Consider the following 18,942-nt stretch of genomic DNA (forward strand, 5'->3'; position numbering starts at 1 on the left):
TCGTTCCAGGCCGCGAAGGCCCTCTGTCCTATTTCACCTGGCGAAGCGCGAGCTGATACCGCCCCGCCCCGTCGGCTCCATCCACCACGACGAAGTACGGCCCGGGCTTGGGCGAGGGGACCGACAGCACGAGCGGGGCCCCGGCCGCGCCGACCTTGCACGCGAGCTCGGTCTTTCTGTCGGCGCAGCTCCCCTGACGCACGTAGGCCACCGGCGCGAAGCCGACGGCGTTCACCGTCACCTCGAGCGCCTTGAGCCCGGCGGTCTCCAGCCGATAGAGGTGCACGCGCTCGCCGCGCTGGCCGCCCCCGCAGCTCCCCGCGAGGGCCGACGCCGCCTCGAGCGTCCCCGTGGCGAAGCCCCGCGAGGCGTCCACGCCGAAGATCCCCTTGCCGCACACGTCCGGGTAGAGCGATTGCGCGAGCCAGGGGCTGGCCCGCAGGATGCGCACCTGCCCCTCGGTGAGGCTGAGCGGGTCGCTCGTCGGAAAGAAAGGAAACATCAGGTTCCGGTAGTCCGGGCAGTCCTTGATCTGCGTCCCGGTCGGACAGCTCGGCGTGTCGCTCACGGGGTCGCTCGCGCCGTTCGACTCGGTCGTGTGCCAGAGCCCGAGGAAGTGTCCGACCTCGTGCGCGGCGAGCGTCCCGGTCCCCTGCGGCGTCCCCTGCTTCTTGAGCACGATCCCGCTCCCCGGCCCGCCGAAGACTCCGGGGGCGCCGGGGATCCCCCCCGCGAAGCCCCCCGCGAAGGTCAGGTTCCCGACGAGGTAGAGGTTCACCGACAGGCCGCGCGGCCCGGGCTTCGAGTACTTGGAGCAGATGGCCTGCGCCTGCGCGCCGCTCGACACCTCGTTCTCCGCCGCCGTGAGGTCGCCGTAGGAGACCTCTCCGAGCGCGAGGCCGGCGAGCTGTCGGTAGAGCTGATCGAAGCGCGACAGGAGCTGCTGCACCTGCGGGTCGCTCTCGGCCGTGGCGGCCTTGAGCCCCGTGCTCGGGGCGAAGTGCAGCGCCAGGTCCACCGTTCCTCCGTCGAGGAGCCGCGGTCTGAGCACCACCGCCACGCGCTCGAGCTGTCCGGCGACCGGCGCGAGCTTGTCCGGCTGCGCCGGGTCGTAGGTGGCGAAGGTGGCCTGGTAGCGCCCGGCTCGCAGCTGGGCCTTCGGGTGGTCCGTCCCGGGGACGAGCACCGTGCCGACGCTCACGTCGATCGACGGCCGCGCGAGCGACTGGGCCGCGTTCTCGGCATCCACCACCACCGTGCCGTCGGGCCCCACGAGCCTCTTCACCGCCACCCGCAGCCCCTGCTTGTCCTCGCCGAAGAGGATGAAGGCGCCGTGGCGCGCACTCACCTCGAAGGTCACGGGAGCGCTCCCGCCGACGGGCGTCGGCACCGCGCCGAGCTCCAGCACCTCGCCCGAGGTCGAGAAGCGGCAGAGGCCCGCCCTGACGGTCAGCTGACTGCGCGTGACGGTTCGCTGCTCGCAGAGCCCCGGCTCCGGACAGGTCCCGCAGGCCTCCGTGCAGCGCCCTCCCTCGCAGAGGCCGCTCGCGCACTGGGCGTCGCCCGCACACGCCTCGTCGAGAAAACGCTCGCCCGGCGTCCCCTTCTGGCAGACGAAGCGCAGCGTCTTCTCCGCGGACCCCTGCACCGGCGACGGAAGACAGAGTCGCCCCTCACCACAGCTCGCGCTCGCCTCGCACGCGAGCAGGCAGACCTTCCCCGCCCCGACGTCCCCGCAGAGCTTCGTCTTGCACGCCGCGTCCCCCGCGCAGCTCTTCCCCTCGTCGAGGAGCTCGCTCGGCGCGACGCAGCGCCCGTCGGCGGCGCAGATCGCCGGGGCCTGGCACTGCTCGTTCGTCGTGCACCGCTGCCCGCTCGGCGTCTCGCCGCAGCCGAGGAGGAGGAGTATCGCGCCGCAGGTCGCGAGCCGTGGGAGGAACGTCACGACTGGATCGACGGAGAGGACGTGCGCTTCATGACCTTGTCGCCGCCCTTGAGGTGCGCCGCCTTCAGGGCCGCCGTGGCGTTGCGGATGAGCTTCGAGAAGGTCAGGTCGTCCCCTGCCGTGACGCCCGCGATCCCCACGCTCGCGGTGAGCTGGGCCGTCCCGTGCTCGCCCCGATAGGTGATGCGCTTGATGCGCCGCTTGATGCGCCGCCCGACCTCCACCGCGCCGTCCAGCTCGGTGTGCGGCAGGAAGACGAGGATCTTGTCGTCGGCGTAGTGGATCGGCAGATCGATGACCCGGATCGACTGGGCGATGGCCACCGCGAGCCCGGCGGTGATCTCGCGCTGCAGCTCGGAGGGCCGGTCGGGCTGGCCCTCGGCGGTGGGGTCGAGTCCGACGAGCAGCACGGAGAGCGGATACCCGTAGCGCTTGGCCCGCCGCACCTCCACCACGAGCAGGTCCTTGATCTCGTCGAAGCGCCGGAAGCCGGTGCGCGTGTTGGCCGGCGCCGCGCGCGAGGCCTGGGCCTGCACGAGCACGAGCGACTGCTCGGCCTGCGCGAGCTTGTTGCGCGTCGCGATCAGCGTCTTGCCGAGGGTGACGAAAGCCTCGAGCGCTCGCGGGTCGAGCGGCTGCCTGAGCACCGCGTCGGCCCCCATCTCCTCCTGGGCCGCCGCGGGCGCGCTCTCGTCCTCGGCCACGAGCACCGCCAGCGGAGCCCGCAGGTTCGTGAAGTCCCGCACGTAGCGCGCGAGCTCGATCCCCGCCGCGCTCTGCGCCACGACCAGCGCCTCGAGGCGCCCCTCCTCCTCCAGCATGCCCGTAGCCTCTTCGATCGTGGCCGCGGGCAGCGGGACGCACCCGGCCTTCTCCACCACCTGCACGTGTCGCTTCAGCGCCGCCGCTACGGAATCGAAAATGAAGACGCCAGGCCCGGTTGCCATGGGCACCCCACCACGCAAACTGCCCTTTTAGCCCCGCCTCCCGGGGCGGTCAAGGCCCGCGAAGACCGAACACCAAGGCAGCGGCGACCGGGCGAGGTCGATACCCTCACCCTGGCGTCTGGTACGGCATCTTCGCCCAGTAGGCGTAGAAGCCGTCGTCCGCCTTCCTCCAGCCGGCCGCCACCTCCGGCAGGTTCTCCTCGAGCCACCGCACGAAGTGCGGCCGGGTTCCGTCTGCGTCGTTGACGCCGTACTCCTCGGCGAGGTCCCAAGACGCGAACACCCGACCATTCTTCTGCGCCACGTCCGGGTCACCGGCGAGGGCAGCTACGCACCGGCCGACGAAGAGCGGCGTCTCCGAGGCGATGAACTCCTTCACCTTCGTCGCGGCGTCGCGCCAGTTCGCTTCGGTGACGCCGAAGTGATCGAGCATCCACTCCGAGCGGAGGAAGCCCGGCGTCACGGCCACCGCGGGGATGCCGCGCTCCTTCAGCTCCTGCGAGAGCGCGAAGGCCATGCGGATGACCGTGGTCTTCACGAGGTCGTAGAAGAAGTGCCCCCGGTAGAAGAAGGCGTCGCCGTCGGTGATCTCGACGACGAGACCGCCCGGCCGCAGGCGCGGCAGCCCGTAGTAGCTAGTGATGATGTGCGTCTTGATCGCGCGGTCGATGAGCAGGAGACCATCCTCGAGCTTCGTCTCCCAGAGCTTCTTGCCCCACTCGACGAGATCGTCGCCGCCCCAGATGTCGTTCACGAGGATGTCGAACTCGCCGACGCGCTCGAACAGACTCGCAACCTCTGCCGGAACCGTGTGGTCGACCCGGAGGGCGATCCCGCGGCCGCCACGCGCGGTCACGAGCTCGGCCGTCTCGTTGATCGTCTCCGGACGGTTCCTCATGCCCGGGCTGCCGGGAACGCTCCGGCCGGTGCAGTAGACCGTCGCCCCAGCCTCACCGAGTGCGGTGGCGATCCCACGCCCGGCTCCGCGGGTCGCGCCGGCGACGACGGCAACCTTCCCTTCGAGGTGCAAGGAGGTCATGTGTCCGCGCCAGCCCCCTCGTCCTCGTCGGCCGCATGGACCTCCGTCACCGTGCAACCCAGTCGACCTCGGTGCAGCCGCACCGTCAGCGCTTCCCCCACCGCCAGCGAACCGGCCTCGCGCACCACAGTGCCTCGCGCATCCTGCACCACGCTGTAGCCGCGCCCGAGCACGGCGAGGGGACTCAGCGCGTCCAGACTCGCCGCGAGCTGGCCGAGGCGCCGCCGACGGGGCTCGAGCAGTCTTTCCCCCATGAGCTCCAGCGCCGCGACGAGCTGCTCGAGGCGTCTCCGGCGCGGCTCGAGCGCGCGTTCGGCCGCGGCCTCGAGGCGCGCCGCGACCTCCACCAGCGTCGCGCGGTCCCGGGCGAGTCGCACCCGCGGCTGCTGCGCCTCGAGCCGCAGACGCAGGCCCCCGAGCTCCCCCTTCTGCCGCGCGAGGCGGCGGGTGAGCAGCGTCTCGAGCCGCCCCGCGAGCTCGTCGAGGAGCTGTCGCTCGCGATTCAGTCGCTGCGCCGGAGTGCCGAGCCGCCGCAGCGCCCGCTCGAGCGCGAAGTTCGCGTCCGTCAGGCGCTGGCGCAGCGCGCGCCCGAGGCGCACCCCCAGGACCTCGAGCTGCGCCTCGAGCTCCGCGAGCACCGGCACCGCCATCTCCGCCGCCGCCGACGGCGTGGGGGCCCGCAGGTCGGCCACCCAGTCGGAGATGGTCACGTCCACCTCGTGCCCCACCGCCGAGATGCACGGGGTGCGCAGCGCGAAGATCGCGCGCGCCACCTCCTCGGTGTTGAAGGCCCAGAGGTCCTCGAGGCTCCCCCCACCGCGCCCGCAGATGATGAGGTCCGCGCCGAGCGCATCCGCGCGCCCGAGCGCCGCCACGAGCTCGGCCGGCGCCTCGACCCCCTGCACGGCCGTCGGGCAGACCACCACCCGCACCGGGCAGCGCGTGTGCAGGACGCGCAGGATGTCCTGCAGCGCCGCTCCCGTCGGCGAGGTGACCACCGCGATGGTCCGCGGCAGGAGCGGCAGGGGCTTCTTGTGCCGCGCCTCGAAGAGCCCCTCGGCCTCGAGCCGCCGCTTGAGCTGCTCGAAGGCCAGCTGGAGCGCACCGAGTCCGCACGGCTCCGCCAGGTCCGCTAGGAGCTGAAACTTCCCCTGCGCCTCGTAGATGCTGAGCCTCCCGCGGAGCCTCAGGCTCTGGCCGTCCTCGAGCTTGAAACGCAGCCGCGAGATCGCCGACCGGAACATGGTCACCGAGAGCTGCGCCCCCGCGTCCTTCAGGGTGAAGTAGGCGTGCCCCGAGCTCGGCACGCGCAGGTTCGAGACCTCCCCCTCGACCCAGACCTGCGGGTACTCGCGCTCGAGCTGCCGCGAGACGCGCTGCACGAGCTCGCTGACGGTGTAGATGTGCGGCTCGGCTGGCGCCTCCACGGGCTCGGCTTGGACCGCGACGACCTCGGAGTGCGCCTCCACGGGCTCGGCTGGCGCGACCGCCGGCGCCGAGAGCTCCGGCGACGGCACCCTCACCCGCTCGAACCCGAACGCGCCCTGCGCCGGTCCCTCGGAGTCCGCCCCCTTGCCGCGCCCCCGCCCCGCCATCGTCCGGACGCCCTACGCCGCCCCGCCGTCGTCGCGCAGCCGCGCCGCGACCCGGTCGCCCACCTCCCGCGTGCTCAGGTGTCCCCCGAGGTCCGCCGTCGTCTCCCCCGCCAGCAGCGCGCGCCGCACTGCCGCCTCGATGCGCCGCGCCTCCGCCGCGTGGCCAAGGTACTCGAGCAGCATCCCCGCCGCGAGGATGGCCCCCATCGGATTCGCCTGCCCCTTGCCCGCGAGGTCCGGGGCCGAGCCGTGCACCGGCTCGAAGAGCGAGACCTGCCCCGGATGGATATTCGCCGACGCGGCCAGCCCGAGTCCCCCGACGAGTCCGGCCCCGAGGTCCGTGATGAGGTCGCCGAAGAGGTTCGAGGTCACGATGACCTGGAAGCGCTCGGGCTGCTGCACCATGCGCATCGCCAGCACGTCGGCGTAGAGGTGCTCGGCCTCCACCTCGGGGTACTCGCGGCGCAGCTCGGCGAAGACCCGCCGCCACAGGCCGTGGGCGTACTCCATGGCGTTGCTCTTGTCGCTCATGCAGAGGCGCAGCCCGTGGGCGCGCGCGTGCCCGAAGGCGGCCCGCTGGATCCGCTCCACCCCCTTGCGCGTGTTCAGATCCTCGTTGATCGCCACCTCGTCGGCCGTGCCAACCTTGAAGTTCCCGCCCATCCCCACGTAGACCCCCTCGGTGTTCTCGCGGAAGCAGATCATCCGGATCTGCTCCTCGCTCTTGTCGCGCAGGGGGGTCAGCCGCCGGTCCAGCAGCACGACGGGGCGCAGGTTGATGTAGAGGTCCAGCTTGAAGCGCAGACCGAGCAGGATGTCGCGCGCGTGGCGGTTGTCCGGAACGCGCGGGTCCCCGAGCGCCCCGACGAGGATCGCGCGGTAGTCGCGGCGAAACTCCTCGATCGCCGCGTCGGGCAGCGTCACGCCGTCCCGCAGGAAGCGGTCGGCGCCGTAGTCGAAGGTTCGAAGCTCGAGTCTCACCGCCGAGCTGGCCTGGATCGTCTCCAGCACCTTCGTCGCCTCGGCGGTCACCTCGGTCCCGATGCCATCCCCGGGAATCACGGCCACGCGCATCGTGCTCACTTGCCTCTGAAGGTTTCCACCGCTTCCCGCACGCTCGTGAGGTCGCGAATCGCGCGCAGCTTCTGCTCCTCGAGCTGCTCCCGCCAGCCGCAGTAGACCCACCCGTCCCCTTGCTTGCAGAAGGGCACCGCGCGGTTCCCGGCGCGCATGGTCACGCGCTCCCCGCTCCCCTCGGCCCTGGCTCCCTCGGGGAGACCGGTCAGCGCGGCCAGCGCCCCCGTCTGCTTGACGTACCCGACGAAGAAGACGTTCACGTCCGGCGACTGGCGCGCGAGCTGCACCCGCTCGAGCTCTCGCGCCTGCCGCTCGGCGGGGTAGCCGGAGCGCACCAGCTCCGCGATGCGCCCCTGCGCCTCGAAGATCGACATCACCGCATATTGACTGTCCCGGTCGACGAGCTCGAAGACCCGCACCAGGTTGCCCTTTTTGATCGCCCCCGCCACCTCCCGGTAGGCCTCCTCCGGGCTCTTGGGCAGCTGGAGCTTCCCCCGCGTCCGGCAGCCGACCGGAGCGAGCGCGACGAGCACGACGAGCAGGAGACGCATCCGCATGGTGCCTCGCTCGTAGCAGCAAAGGCCCGCTGTCGTCAACGCGAGCGCCTTGTCTCGCGGCGCGGCGTGGGCTACAACGCGCCCATGCACTGCTCGGGGCTCATCGTCGCCGCGGGGAAGGGACAGCGCATGGGCGGCCCGCTGCCCAAGCAGTTCCTCACCCTCGGCGACCGCCCCGTCCTGGCCTGGACGCTCCAGGCCTTCGAGGCGTGCGACGCGGTCCACTCGGTGGTGCTCGTGGTAGCCCCCGGCTCCGAGGAGGAGGTGCGCGAGCTCCTCCGTCCCTTCGGGCTCACCAAGCTCGTCGCCGTGCGCGCGGGGGGCGCCGAACGCGCCGACTCGGTCCGGCAGGGCCTGGACGCGCTCCCCCAATCGGCCACGCACGTGGCGATCCACGACGCGGCCCGGCCGCTCGTTCGCCCCGAGCAGATCGCGCGCGCGGTCTCCGCCGCCGTCGAGACGGGCGCCGCGCTGCTCGCCTTGCCCGTGCGCGACACCGTGAAGCGGGGCGAGGGCGGCCTCGTCGCGGAGACGCTCGACCGCCGCACGCTCTTCCTCGCCCAGACGCCGCAGGTCTTCGCCCTCCCGCTCCTCCGCCGGGCCTACGCGACCTGGAACGGCGACCCCGTCACCGACGACGTGCAGCTCGTCGAGCGCCTCGGACACCCGGTACGCCTCGTCGAGGGCGACCCGTCGAACCTCAAGATCACCGTGCCCGAGGACCTGCCGCTGGCCCGGGCCTTTCTGCCGGAGAGTGCGATGAAGGAGCGCTGGCCCCGCGTGGGCGTGGGCTACGACGTGCACCAGCTCGTCCCCGGCGGGCCGCTGATCCTGGGTGGCGTGGAGATCCCCTTCTCGCACCACCTCCTCGGCCACTCGGATGCCGACGTGATCTGTCACGCGGCGGGGGACGCGCTCCTCGGCGCGGCGGCCCTCGGCGACCTGGGGAAGTTCTTTCCCCCCGGCGACCCACGCTACAAGGGCGCCTCGAGCCTCGACCTCCTGGCGGAGATTCGCGCGCGCGTGGCGGAGCAGGGCTACCGCGTGGGGAATCTGGATACGATGGTGATCTGCGAGCGCCCGAAGCTCAGCCCCTTCGTGCCGACCATGCGCGAGAGGATCGCCCGGGTGCTCGAGGTGGAGCCCGAGGTCGTGAGCGTGAAAGCCACCACCAACGAGGGGCTCGGCTTCACCGGCCGGGGGGAGGGGATCGCGGCGCACGCGACGGCCCTCCTCGTCCCTAGATAGACGGCGGCGGCAGCCGTGACCAGCGGGCTATGAACCCCACCATTAATGGTATGATGCCGACCGGTCGCCGCCAGAGCATCATGTCCGACTAGAGAATCATGTCCGACGAGCCCCGCCCCACCGACGCCCCACGACCTCCGGACCCGGGCCGCCCCGCCGCCCCGGCCGAGGAGCCCGACGTGGACCCGGAGCTCCTGCTCCTGCCCCGCCGCCGACGCGGGCGGCACCCGATCCTGAGCGTGGCCGTGATCGCGCTCGCAGCCTACCTGCTCTTCATCGTGCGGCTCGAGTTCCTGTACTTCTTCCAGCCCCGCCGGCCGCTCGACCTCGGCGACGTGAGCGAGGCCGTGCAGCGCGGAACCTTCCGGCCGAACACCTACGTCACCGTGAACGGGGCGCCGGACCGCAAGCACGCGCTGCTGCTGCAGGGCCGGCTCACCGGCTACGACAGCTTCTTCCGGCTGCTGCAGAGCCGCAGCCGCCTCTTCGTGCAGCAGCACCGCACGCAGCGCACCACCGACCGGACGGTCTCGGGCTCGCACAGCGGCCGCCTGGTGCAGTTCGCGAGCCTGCCCTACAAGGAGGCCCTCGCCGCGACCTTCGCACAGGCCATCACCACGGCGCACGACCTGGAGCTGGCGACGCTCAAGCAGGTCGCCCCCGGCTCCTCCGCGCGCGTGAAGGATCGCGCCGGCGAGGAGGTGGCGCTCGCCCCCGACACGGTGCTCTGGATCAACGCCACGTACCCCGAAGAGTGGATCGTCCAGGTCCCGAAGCGCACGCACCCCGCGGCCGAGAGCGCGGCCAAGCTGGTCGCCGGCCTCGGGCTCCCCTTCGCGACCGACGACGAGAGCTCGCGCACCTTCCACCGCTTCGTGGTGCTGGCCAGCGACGCGGAGGCCAGCCAGCTCATGGCGCGCTTCAAGGGCCCCGACGCGGCGGCGGGCGTGGTACGCCGCCAGGTGAGCTACACCGCACGCTGGGACCAGGTGCGCTTCGAGAAGGACGCGCTCGTCGTCACCTCCGAGGATGCGTCGACCTCCCCGCGCTACCGGCGGCGGCCCGGCGACAAGACGAGGCTCGAGGCGGTGAAGGAGAAGACGGTCTCCATCCCGGCGGCGTCGGTGCTCTACCTCAGCGTCGGGGCGAAGTTCGTCGTCCCCGAGGACGCCCTGGTGATCGTCGCCGGCGAGGAGCCGGCCGATTACTGGCACTACGTCTTGCTCTACGTCGTGCTCGCCACCTTCATGCTGATCAACGTGCTCGCCCTCGCGGCACGGTGGCGCGAGCACGCCGCCAGCCGCCGGAGCTCCGCCGCTCGATGATTCGCATCTACGACACCCTCCAGCGCCAGAAGGCCCCGCTCGAGCCGCTCGAACCCGGCAAGCTCTCGATCTACGTCTGCGGCCCGACGACCTACGACTACTGCCACGTGGGGCACGCCCGCTGCTACGTGGCCTTCGACGTGATCGTGCGCTTCCTGCGCGCCGCCGGCTTCCATGTGAAGTACGTGCGGAACATCACCGACGTGGACGACAAGATCATCGCGCGCGCGAAGGAGGCGGGCGAGGAGCCGCTGGCCCTGTCGGCGCGCTTCACCGAGGAGTTCTGGCGCGACATGGACGCGCTCGGCAACGTCCGCCCCGACGTCGAGCCCAAGGTGAGCGAGCACCTGGCCGAGATCGAGACGCTGATCCAGAAGCTCGTCGCGCGCGGGCACGCCTACCAGGCCGCGGGCGACGTCTACTTCCAGGTGGACACCTTCGCGGCCTACGGCCGGCTGTCGGGGCGCGACACCGACGAGCTCCGCGCGGGTGCGCGCGTGGAGGTGAACGAGCGCAAGCGCAACCCGCTCGACTTCGCGCTCTGGAAGGAGGCCAAGCCCGGCGAGATCGCGTGGTCGAGCCCGTGGGGGACGGGGCGCCCCGGCTGGCACGCCGAGTGCTCCGCGATGAGCCACCGCTACCTGGGAGAGCGCTTCGACCTGCACGGGGGTGGGATGGACCTCGTCTTCCCGCACCACGAGAACGAGCTCGCGCAGTCGCGCGCTGCCGACGGAGAAGGCACCTTCGCCCGCTACTGGCTGCACAACGGCTTCATCAACGTGCGCACGGAGGAGCAGGGGGGCGAGGAGAAGATGTCCAAGTCCCTCGGCAACTTCTTCACCATCCGAGAGGTCTGCCGGCGACACGACCCCGAGGCGCTCCGGCTCTTTCTCCTCGGCACGCACTACCGCAAGCCGATCAGCTTCGAGATCGCGCGCAGCGGCGAGGCGGTGAGCTTTCCGGGGCTCGAGGAGGCCGAGGCGAGGCTGGCGTACGCCTACGCCACGCTGGCGCGCCTCGACGAGCTGCTCTCGACGGGAAAGAGCGCGGGCCCCGGCGAGGTGCTCCCGCCGGTGGACACCTTCGGCGAGCGCTTCACCGAGGCGCTCTCCGACGACTTCAACACGGCCCAGGCGCTCGGCCTCACCTCGGAGCTGCTGAGCCTGGCGAACAAGCTCCTCGACCAGCCGAAGAGCGCGCCGAAGGACGTGCGGCGACGCACGCTCGAACGGCTCCGCGAGGAGGTGGGTCGCGTGAGCTCGGTGCTCGGGATCTGGGCCCAGGCCCCGACGGTGTTCCTGGCCCGCCGCCGCGAGAAGCTCTGCGCCGCGCGTGGAATCGACCCGGCGCAGATCGAGGCGCGCATCGGCGAGCGAAAGGCCGCGCGCCAGGGTGGCGACTACGCCCGGGCCGACGAGATCCGGCAGGAGCTGGCCGAATCGGGGGTGGAGCTCATGGACGGGCCCTCGGGCACGACCTGGTCGGTGTCAGATAAGCCAAGCTGAAACAAGCACTTTCCGCGCATAACGGCACCCCTGCCATCATCGCTCGTATCGCAGATCACAAAAAAGTCAGTGATCGTTCTTGCGTCAGCGACCGTCCTGGCGGATTCTTGATCGGTCCCCCTGGAACGCAGAGCGGAGGGTAGATCATGCAGCTTATTCGGCTAGCTTGCGTCGGCTTTTGCATCCTCGCAGCCGCCTGCGACGGCGCCACGACCGTCTATAACGGTCCCGCGGACGGCGGCGTCGACGGCACCGTGGACGGCTCGGGGGGAACGCGCGACGGCGCGCAGCCCGGCGGCGACGGGATACGCCCCGACGGAGCTTCGCCCACGGACGGAGCCGCCCCCGCGACGGACGGGACCGCGCCCACGGGCGACGGCGCGCAGCCGGGAGGGGACGGCCCGAAGCCCACTGGGGATGGCGCTGCGCCCGGCAAGGACGGAGCCGCACCCATCCCGGATGGCCCGAAGCCCACCGCGGACGGCGCGACGCCGAAACTAGACGCCCCGACTCCGACGCCCGACGGCCCCAAGCCCGTCGTCGACGCGGCGCCCCCCACGCCCGACGCGCCCGTGACGGTGCGCGATAGCGCGGCGCCGGCCCCCGACACCGTACGCATCGGGCCGGACGCGAGCATCACCTGGGGTGAGGCCGGCATCACGGTGAAGGCCGGCCAGTGCTCGGACGGCATCGACAACGACGGCGACGGAAGGATCGACGCGCAGGATCCCGAGTGCTCGGGCCCCGCGGACAACGACGAGTCGAGCTACGCCACGGGCATCCCGGGCGACAACATGGACGGCTGCAAGCAGGACTGCTTCTTCGACGGAAACTCCGGGGCCGGGGACGACAAATGCGAGTGGAACCTGAAGTGCGACAAGACCGGCTGCCCGGCTGTGCCGAACCCGCAGAACTGCGGCCCGGGCGCGCTCCTGCCCAAGCCCTGCCCCTACAACGAAGCCTACGCGACCAACCCGAACGGCAGCATCAATCTGAACAACTGCCCCGCCACGCAGAAGGCCGAGTGCCTCCAGCGCTGCCGCCGCATCACCCCGAACGGCTGCGACTGCTTCGGCTGCTGCGCCTTCCCGTATAACGGCGGCACGGTGAGCGTGATGCTCACGGCCACCTGCAATCCGTCGGTGCTCGGCGACCCGGTGAAGTGCCCCCGGTGCACGCAGGTCGCCGCGTGCCTCAACCCGTGCGACCGCTGCGAGGTTTGCGTGGGCAAGCCGGCTCCCGACCCGAGCTGCTTCAATCGGACCGACGCCGGCACGGTGGTGCTCAAGGACTCGGGCACCGCGACCGGCGATGGCGGAGCTGGAACGACGGACGGCGGCGGCGGAAGCGCGCCCTGCCCCTTCGGCTGGCTCTACTGCGGCCCGGGCGGCATCGACCCGAACCAGTGCCCGGCGCGGACCTACTGCGTGACCGGCTGCTGCGTGCCGACCGAGTAACCCGGCTCCCGGAGTAGACCGCACCTCCGGCTGCATCCCGCCGCGGGGCTCAGCTCATCGAGGCGAGCCCCGCGCGTCCCGCGCGTCCCTCTGCCGTGGCTCGAACGCGTCGCGCGCTACTTCGGTCGGTTCGGGTCCGTGTCCTCGGCCAGGTACTCGAGGATCACCTCGTCCAGGCTGCGCTCGGTGATCAGGTCCGAGCCGAATAGGCTGGGCAGGCTGCGCGAGGCCGCTCGCGGGGCCTGGCGCGCGGACCCGGGAGCCTGCCGCGCAGGAGCTCCGGTCGGCGCCTTCTGCAGCGGGCCGACGACGTCGCGCGGCGGCGGGGTCTCGGAGCGAGGCCGGTCGAGGATCACGGCGGGACGGGCGATCACCGGGGCCTGCCCCCCTTGCTGTCCGGGGCGACGCCGCGCGGGCTGGGCCGCACCGCTGCTCAGGATCGGGTAGACGCCGGACTTGGGAATGTTGCGAGCGGCCGCGGGCGGCGGAGCCACCGCGGGCTGAGGCGGCGGCGTGGGCTCGCCCGGCGCGTAGTCGAGGTCGCCCGGCGAAGGCGTGTACGAGCCCGTCGTCCGCCGCGGCCTGGGCTGCGTCCACGGGTCGGGGGGGGGGTCCACCGCCGGCTTCTTGCGCGTCGGCGCCGTATAGCGCTGCGGCGTCGACGCCTGCGGAATGCGCGAGAAGCCCGCCGGACCCGCCAAAGGTCCCTTGGCGCGCACGCGCGGGTCCGGATGCGCCGCCCGCCCCGGACCTCCCCCCGTCACCTGGAACACTCCCGAGGAGCGCTGCCGCGCCGGATGCCCCACGGCGGGAAGCATCTCGTCCGGGGTAGGAAGCTGGGCCTCCTTCGGGAGCGGCTTGTCAAAGATCCCCGACGACTGCCGCTTCGGCCTGTCCAGCGCAATGGAGCCCAGCGGCTCGGGGACCGGCATCGCCGTGGGGGCCTGAGGCCCGATCGTGCCCGTGCTGGCGGAGCCGGTCCCGCTGTACCGACTCGGATCGATGGGCCCCTCGGCCACGATGGGCACCATGACGCGGGGCGGGGACTTGTCGGGCGCGCCGGGCCAGCGCGTCGCCGGCGGGGGTGAGGGCTCCGGCGGCACGGTGGTCCGCAAGGTGTCCTCGACGTCGTGCAGCCCGGGAATCGGCGAGGCGGCCGCGCTGATCCGTCCGCGCGAGGGCGTCGACGGTGCGAGCGGCTCGGGCGCGAAGTCGGGCGGAAGATCGACGCGGTCGGTGCGGTCCTCCTCCTCGGGCGCGAGCGGCAGCTCAGGAGACGAGACGGAGGCCAGCAGGGCAGCGAAGCCCGGCGGCGGCTCGGCGGTCTTCTGAACCGACGGCGCCGACGGCGTGCTTGGCGAGGCCTCGGCGGAACGCGCTACCGGCGCACTCGGCAAGGACGCGCTCGGTCGTGCGCTCGGCAGCGGCGCGCTCGGCCGTGCGGTCGTCGCGCTCGCCGGCGCCTCCGTGGATCGTGCGCTCGGCAGCGGCGCGCTCGGCCGTGCGGTCGGCACGCTCGCCGGCGCCTCCGTGGATCGTGCGCTCGGCAGCGGCGCGCTGGGTCGTGCGCTCGTCGCGCTCGCCGGCGCCTCTGTGGATCGTGCGCTCGGAACGCTCGGCAGGGGCGCGCTGGGTCGTGCAGTCGGCACGCTCGCCGGCGCCTCCGTGGATCGTGCGCTCGGCAGCGGCGCGCTCGGCCGTGCGCTCGCGAGCGGAGCCGCAACCGGAGGAGCCGCAACCGATGGAGCCGCCGCCCTCGGAGCTGCAACCGGCAGCGCCGGAGTAGGTGTCGCGGCCACCGGCGAAGCGTCGGCCTCCGCAAGAGGCGCCTCGCGCAGGGCACCGGTCGCCGCGGCGCGCTTGACCACGTCCTCGTCGGTGTCCTCGGGCGCGCTCTCCTCTCCGTCCCCGAGCTCGAGGTCCTCCACCTCGGCGAGCTGCAGGTCGATGCGCTCTTCCAGGCTCAGCATCGCCCGAGGCAGCGGCGTTCGGCCCGCTGCGCTCGCCCCCCCCGCTTCGGCCAGAGCAGCGGCCGCGGATGACGCGCTGACGGCCTCCGTCGCGGCCAGCACCCCCGGCCCGGCCCCTTCGTCGGCGCCGGCTCCAGCGCCACGTCCCTCCTCGAGGAGGGAGGACTCCGGCGGCTCCAGCACGCCCAGCCGGACCGTGATCTTCTCGTCCAGGTCGCCGCGCTTGAGCTGACGCATCAGCTCCTTGTGCTGCGCCTGCATCACCTTGCGAACCTGGACCTGATGGTCCGGCAGCTCGATGAGGTGGGTGTAGTCGCTCTTCGCGCTCGCGAGAATCACGCCGCCGTGGAACAGGTGCGTGTAGATGTGCGGATTGTCGACGCCCGAGTCCTCGGTCTGGACGTGATAGATCCGGTTGCGGTAGCGAACGTTGTGGTTGTAGCCGTGGAGCGGCGCCCGGGAGGCCATAATCCCCTTGCCCGCGGCCGGCGTCCCACGACCGCCCGCGACGACCATCTTCACTGATCGACTTGCGATCATGGTATCATCGAGAACCAGAGGTCGCCAATAGACGCGCACCACGGCCGGCACTGGCGATCCGTCAGCGTGCGGTTGCTTTTGCAGCGTCCCTGTGCCTACAAGGGTTGCTCTTTTTTTCGGAGAAGGAGGAGATGGCCGCAGCGGTCGATGAGAAGCAGTTTATTGAGCGATTACGGGAACTTCTTGTCACTTTGCCGTACGACTTGAAGGTCCTGCACGAGATCCTGTGCGATGAGGATCTCCCGAAGGAGGCGCGCAGGCTGGCCGCGGGAGCGGTCGTCTACTGCCTTTCTCCGTCGGATCCAATCCCCGATCAGACGGGCCTCGTGGGCTTCGTGGACGACGTCGTGCTCGTCCGGTCCGTGCTGCATCGGGTGCTCGAGATGGGGGGCGACGACGCTGCGGACTACCCGGCGCGCTTCGGCGACCAGTTCAACGGCCTCGCGGAGGATCTGTCCCTCTTCCGCTCACAGCTTGGAAGCAGCATGAACTGGATCGACGCGCGCCTCGAGCGCCTCACCGAGCCCAAGTACAAGGGCAAAACGATCGCCATGCTGGTGGACGACGACGAGGCGCGTGAACTCCTCTACGAGGACAGCCTCGCCTTCGGCACCGAGTACGAGATCGACGACGAGAAGGCGCGCCGACTCGCGAGCGCGAAGCCCGTCGTGGACGCCTTTCGCAAGCGCCAAGAAACGGAAGACCTCCGACGGCGCTGACGCGCGACATGTCTGACCTTCGAGCAGCGCCGATCGGCGTCTTCGACTCCGGTCTCGGCGGTCTCACGGTCGTGCGCGCGCTCGAGAGGGCCCTTCCCGACGAGAGCATCTGCTACCTCGGGGACACGGCGCGCGTCCCCTACGGCACCAAGTCCCCCGCCACCGTGGTGCGCTACAGCCTGCAGGTGGCGCACTTCCTCCTCGACCGCGGGGTGAAGTACCTCATCATCGCGTGCAACACCGCCTCGGCGCATGCGCTCGAGGCGCTGCAGCGCGAGCTCCCGCTCCCCGTGATGGGCGTCGTCGAACCGGGCGCGCGCCTCGCGGCGCACCTCACGCGCAGCGGCCAGGTGGGGGTCATCGGCACGCTCGGCACGGTGGCCTCCGGCGCCTACCAGCGGGCGCTGCAGGCCCTCGACCCGAGCCTCGTCGTCTTCACCCAGGCCTGCCCGCTCCTCGTCCCCCTCGCCGAGGAGGGCTGGATAGACCACCCCGTCACGACGCAGGTGGTGCGGCACTACCTGCTCGAGCTCCAGGCCGTGGCCGGGGACCTCGACACACTGGTCCTCGGCTGCACGCACTACCCGCTTCTGCGTGGCGCGCTCACCCGGCAGGCCGCCGAGATCTTCGGGCACCCGGTCGAGCTCGTGGACTCGGGCGAGGCGGTCGCCGCCGCTGTGGCCGAGGACCTCGCGGCCCGTGGGCTCCGCCGTACGACCCCCGCACCGCCTGAAGAGGACCGCTTCCACTTCACGGACGTGAGTCGCTTCTCGGAGCTCGCCACGCGCTTTCTAGGCCGCCCGATCGGCCACCCCGAGCTGGCCGACCTCTGACGAGGAACCAGGCCCTCGGGGCCCCCCAACGCCCGCTGCGCCGCCCGGCCCCACCTTTTTTCGCCGCACGATCTTGACTTTGTACCAATACCCTTTATAAGGCTCCCTGACTGTCGATGGGGAGAGGGTAGTGGGGAGTCATTGGTCGCAGAGGGAGTGGATGGATTCGGACGATACGAAACCTCCGTTGTGTAGCTCACAACCCTAATCCCCCGCACGCCGGCCCAGGCATCGCCCCCGGTCGCGGGGCTTGATGACCGAGGAGAAGTCCCTTGGGGAGTACCGGCGTAGTACCCAAACTGTGATTTTTTTCGGCAAGGACCGCGTAGACACCAAGCGGCGGGCGCTGGACTACTGGTACCGTGCGCCGCGGCGCGCCGGTGTCACGCTGCGCGAGTTCCTCGAGCACTGCCGCATGGCGCCGAGCGAGCGCGAGATCACCTTCTACCCGCTGGGTAGGTAGGCGGAGGCGCGAGCGGCGCATCGGGCTTCGAGGCCCACGGTCGCCATGGAACAGATCATCGCCCAGCGGCGCGAGGCCGAGGAGGCGCTCAGGTTCGCCGCCACCGTGGCCCACGGCGGGGCATCTCCGTCGGAGGAGCTGGCCCGTCGCGCCCGCGAGGTGGCGGCCGACGCGGGCTCGCTGCCCGGTCCCCTGGCGCAGGGGCTGCTCGAGCAGCTCCTCCTCGGACCGCGCGTGGACGAGGGCCTGGAATGGCTGCAGCAGGCGGGGCTGCTCGCCGTGCTCCTCCCCGAGCTCGAGGCCACCGTCGGCTTCACCCAGGAGATGGGGCGGCGGCACAAGGACGTCTGGAAGCACACCAAGCAGGTCGTCGCGCAGTCCGCACCCCTGCCGGCGGTGCGCTGGGCCGCGCTGCTCCACGACGTCGGCAAGGTCCCCACGCGGGGCAGCACTCCCGACGGAAAGGTGACCTTCCACGGCCACCCGGAGGTCGGCGCGCGCATGTTCGACCGACTGACGAAACGCCTGCCCTTCCCGTCGGCGCTGCGGACGCGCGTGCGCTTCCTCATCCTGCACCACCAGCGCGCGAACAGCTACGCGAGCGGGTGGACGGACTCCGCGGTGCGGCGCTTCGCCCGCGAGATGGGCGAGTCCCTCGACGAGCTGGTCCTGCTCGCCCGCGCGGACATCACCTCCGCCCGGCAAGAGAAGCGCGACCAGGCGGCGCGCCAGATCGACGAGCTCGTGGAACGCATCCGCGTGATCCGCGAGCTCGACGCGCAGCGGCCGCCGCTGCCGTCGGGGATCGGCGACGTGCTGATGGAGAAGTACGCGCTCCCTCCCGGCCGCTGGATCGGCGACCTGAAGCGCGAGCTCGAAGCGGCGATCGACCGCGACGAACTCGAGCCGCACCAGGAAGCCAGCTACTACGTCGAGCACCTCGAGCGCACCGGTCGCGCGGAGGCCCTGCGCGCCGACGCCGCGAAGGCTCCGCGGTGACCCTGGCTCACGCCGCGCGCGAGCTCTGTCGGGAGGTGGCGCGGCTTCGCTTCGCCCCCCCCGTGACGCACGTCTACAACCCGCTCGCCTACGCCACCGAGCTCCACGAGGCCTACCTCGCGCGCTACGGCGCGGGCCCCAAGGAGGTGGTGCTCCTCGGCATGAACCCGGGCCCCTTCGGCATGGCCCAGAGCGGCGTCCCCTTCGGCGACGTGCGCCTGGTGCGGGAGTTCCTCGGCCTCGACGGCAAGGTGGGCCGTCCCGCGGTCGAGCACCCGGAGCGACCGGTCACGGGGCTCGCCTGCCCGCGCAGCGAGGTGAGCGGCACCCGCCTCTGGGGAGCGGTGAGGGACCACTTCCGCACCCCCGAGGCCTTCTTCGCGCGCTTCTTCGTGGCCAACTACTGCCCGCTCGCCTTCATGGAGGCCTCGGGCCGAAATCGCACGCCCGACAAGCTGCCGACCGAGGAGCGCGACGCGCTCTACGCCGCGTGCGACCGACACCTCGTGCGCGTGGTCGAGACGCTCGCGCCCCGACACGTCGTCGGCGTGGGCGCCTTCGCCGAGCAGCGCGCCCGCGCCGCCCTCTCGGGGCACGACCTCCGCGTCGGCCGCATTCCGCACCCGAGCCCGGCAAGCCCGGCGGCCAACCAGGACTGGGCCGGCGCCGCCCGCCGCGCGCTCGAGCAGCTGGGCATCTGCGGCGAGAAACGATAATTTCGGC

16 protein-coding genes are annotated in these 18,942 nt (G+C 71.7%); 9 read left to right on the plus strand and 7 right to left on the minus strand.

Annotation, left to right across the window (positions count from 1 at the left end; genetic code table 11):
* Positions 1-28: 28 nt before the first annotated feature.
* The 6 genes from IT371_03125 to IT371_03150 form a co-directional block, all read right to left on the minus strand.
* Positions 29-1,945 (minus strand): hypothetical protein, encoded by a 1,917-nt coding sequence (locus IT371_03125; GenBank protein ID MCC6746622.1) that lies wholly within the window; start codon positions 1,943-1,945, stop codon positions 29-31.
* On the minus strand, positions 1,942-2,892 hold the full coding sequence (locus IT371_03130) for a diguanylate cyclase (protein MCC6746623.1): 951 nt from the start codon (positions 2,890-2,892) through the stop codon (positions 1,942-1,944). The genes IT371_03125 and IT371_03130 overlap by 4 nt, the downstream gene beginning before the upstream one ends.
* Before the next feature lie 106 nt (positions 2,893-2,998).
* On the minus strand, positions 2,999-3,931 hold the full coding sequence (locus IT371_03135) for an SDR family NAD(P)-dependent oxidoreductase (GenBank protein ID MCC6746624.1): 933 nt from the start codon (positions 3,929-3,931) through the stop codon (positions 2,999-3,001).
* Entirely contained in the window at positions 3,928-5,526 is a 1,599-nt protein-coding gene (gene xseA / locus IT371_03140; GenBank protein ID MCC6746625.1) for an exodeoxyribonuclease VII large subunit, read from the minus strand. Before xseA ends, IT371_03135 begins: the two co-directional genes overlap by 4 nt.
* Positions 5,527-5,538: 12 nt before the next feature.
* Entirely contained in the window at positions 5,539-6,600 is a 1,062-nt protein-coding gene (locus IT371_03145; protein MCC6746626.1) for an isocitrate/isopropylmalate dehydrogenase family protein, read from the minus strand.
* A 5-nt stretch (positions 6,601-6,605) separates the two neighbouring features.
* Positions 6,606-7,160: a hypothetical protein gene (locus IT371_03150; protein MCC6746627.1), complete on the minus strand. Its 555-nt coding sequence runs from the start codon at positions 7,158-7,160 to the stop codon at positions 6,606-6,608.
* Between the two features lie 84 nt (positions 7,161-7,244).
* Here IT371_03150 and ispD point away from each other — a divergent pair, with 84 nt between their 5' ends.
* The 4 genes from ispD (at position 7,245) to IT371_03170 (ending at position 12,695) form a co-directional block, all read left to right on the plus strand.
* Positions 7,245-8,408, plus strand: a complete 1,164-nt coding sequence (ispD, locus tag IT371_03155) for a 2-C-methyl-D-erythritol 4-phosphate cytidylyltransferase (protein ID MCC6746628.1) — start codon at positions 7,245-7,247, stop codon at positions 8,406-8,408.
* A 98-nt stretch (positions 8,409-8,506) separates the two neighbouring features.
* Positions 8,507-9,733, plus strand: coding sequence for a hypothetical protein (locus IT371_03160; GenBank protein ID MCC6746629.1), 1,227 nt, complete (start codon positions 8,507-8,509; stop codon positions 9,731-9,733).
* The gene (locus IT371_03165; protein MCC6746630.1) at positions 9,730-11,238 is read left to right on the plus strand and encodes a cysteine--tRNA ligase; all 1,509 of its coding nucleotides are present in this window, start codon (positions 9,730-9,732) and stop codon (positions 11,236-11,238) included. The genes IT371_03160 and IT371_03165 overlap by 4 nt, the downstream gene beginning before the upstream one ends.
* 146 nt (positions 11,239-11,384) lie before the next feature.
* The gene (locus IT371_03170; protein MCC6746631.1) at positions 11,385-12,695 is read left to right on the plus strand and encodes a hypothetical protein; all 1,311 of its coding nucleotides are present in this window, start codon (positions 11,385-11,387) and stop codon (positions 12,693-12,695) included.
* Positions 12,696-12,811: 116 nt separating this feature from the next.
* Here IT371_03170 and IT371_03175 read toward each other — a convergent pair whose 3' ends face one another.
* On the minus strand, positions 12,812-15,205 hold the full coding sequence (locus IT371_03175; protein MCC6746632.1) for a hypothetical protein: 2,394 nt from the start codon (positions 15,203-15,205) through the stop codon (positions 12,812-12,814).
* A gap of 131 nt (positions 15,206-15,336) precedes the next feature.
* Between IT371_03175 and IT371_03180 the strand changes: the two genes are divergently transcribed.
* From IT371_03180 to IT371_03200, 5 genes are all read left to right on the plus strand, one after another.
* Complete coding sequence (locus IT371_03180) at positions 15,337-15,924, plus strand: DUF1232 domain-containing protein (GenBank protein MCC6746633.1); 588 nt, start codon at positions 15,337-15,339, stop codon at positions 15,922-15,924.
* Positions 15,925-15,932: 8 nt separating this feature from the next.
* Positions 15,933-16,757 (plus strand): glutamate racemase, encoded by an 825-nt coding sequence (locus IT371_03185; protein ID MCC6746634.1) that lies wholly within the window; start codon positions 15,933-15,935, stop codon positions 16,755-16,757.
* A 301-nt stretch (positions 16,758-17,058) separates the two neighbouring features.
* Entirely contained in the window at positions 17,059-17,220 is a 162-nt protein-coding gene (locus IT371_03190) for a hypothetical protein (GenBank protein ID MCC6746635.1), read from the plus strand.
* A 45-nt stretch (positions 17,221-17,265) separates the two neighbouring features.
* Positions 17,266-18,219 (plus strand): HD domain-containing protein, encoded by a 954-nt coding sequence (locus tag IT371_03195; GenBank protein ID MCC6746636.1) that lies wholly within the window; start codon positions 17,266-17,268, stop codon positions 18,217-18,219.
* Entirely contained in the window at positions 18,216-18,935 is a 720-nt protein-coding gene (locus tag IT371_03200; protein MCC6746637.1) for a single-stranded DNA-binding protein, read from the plus strand. Before IT371_03195 ends, IT371_03200 begins: the two co-directional genes overlap by 4 nt.
* The last annotated feature ends 7 nt before the right edge of the window (positions 18,936-18,942 follow it).

This window comes from Deltaproteobacteria bacterium (assembly GCA_020848905.1).
Taxonomy (GTDB): domain Bacteria; phylum Myxococcota_A; class Polyangia.

Coding starts and splice junctions, on each gene's coding strand:
- IT371_03130 (MCC6746623.1), bottom strand. CDS start 2,892: ATGGCAACCGGGCCTGGCGTCTTCATTTTCGATTCCGTAGCGGCGGCG.
- IT371_03135 (MCC6746624.1), bottom strand. CDS start 3,931: ATGACCTCCTTGCACCTCGAAGGGAAGGTTGCCGTCGTCGCCGGCGCG.
- xseA (MCC6746625.1), bottom strand. CDS start 5,526: ATGGCGGGGCGGGGGCGCGGCAAGGGGGCGGACTCCGAGGGACCGGCG.
- IT371_03145 (MCC6746626.1), bottom strand. CDS start 6,600: ATGCGCGTGGCCGTGATTCCCGGGGATGGCATCGGGACCGAGGTGACC.
- IT371_03150 (MCC6746627.1), bottom strand. CDS start 7,160: ATGCGGATGCGTCTCCTGCTCGTCGTGCTCGTCGCGCTCGCTCCGGTC.
- ispD (MCC6746628.1), top strand. CDS start 7,245: ATGCACTGCTCGGGGCTCATCGTCGCCGCGGGGAAGGGACAGCGCATG.
- IT371_03160 (MCC6746629.1), top strand. CDS start 8,507: ATGTCCGACGAGCCCCGCCCCACCGACGCCCCACGACCTCCGGACCCG.
- IT371_03165 (MCC6746630.1), top strand. CDS start 9,730: ATGATTCGCATCTACGACACCCTCCAGCGCCAGAAGGCCCCGCTCGAG.
- IT371_03170 (MCC6746631.1), top strand. CDS start 11,385: ATGCAGCTTATTCGGCTAGCTTGCGTCGGCTTTTGCATCCTCGCAGCC.
- IT371_03175 (MCC6746632.1), bottom strand. CDS start 15,205: ATGATCGCAAGTCGATCAGTGAAGATGGTCGTCGCGGGCGGTCGTGGG.
- IT371_03180 (MCC6746633.1), top strand. CDS start 15,337: ATGGCCGCAGCGGTCGATGAGAAGCAGTTTATTGAGCGATTACGGGAA.
- IT371_03185 (MCC6746634.1), top strand. CDS start 15,933: ATGTCTGACCTTCGAGCAGCGCCGATCGGCGTCTTCGACTCCGGTCTC.
- IT371_03195 (MCC6746636.1), top strand. CDS start 17,266: ATGGAACAGATCATCGCCCAGCGGCGCGAGGCCGAGGAGGCGCTCAGG.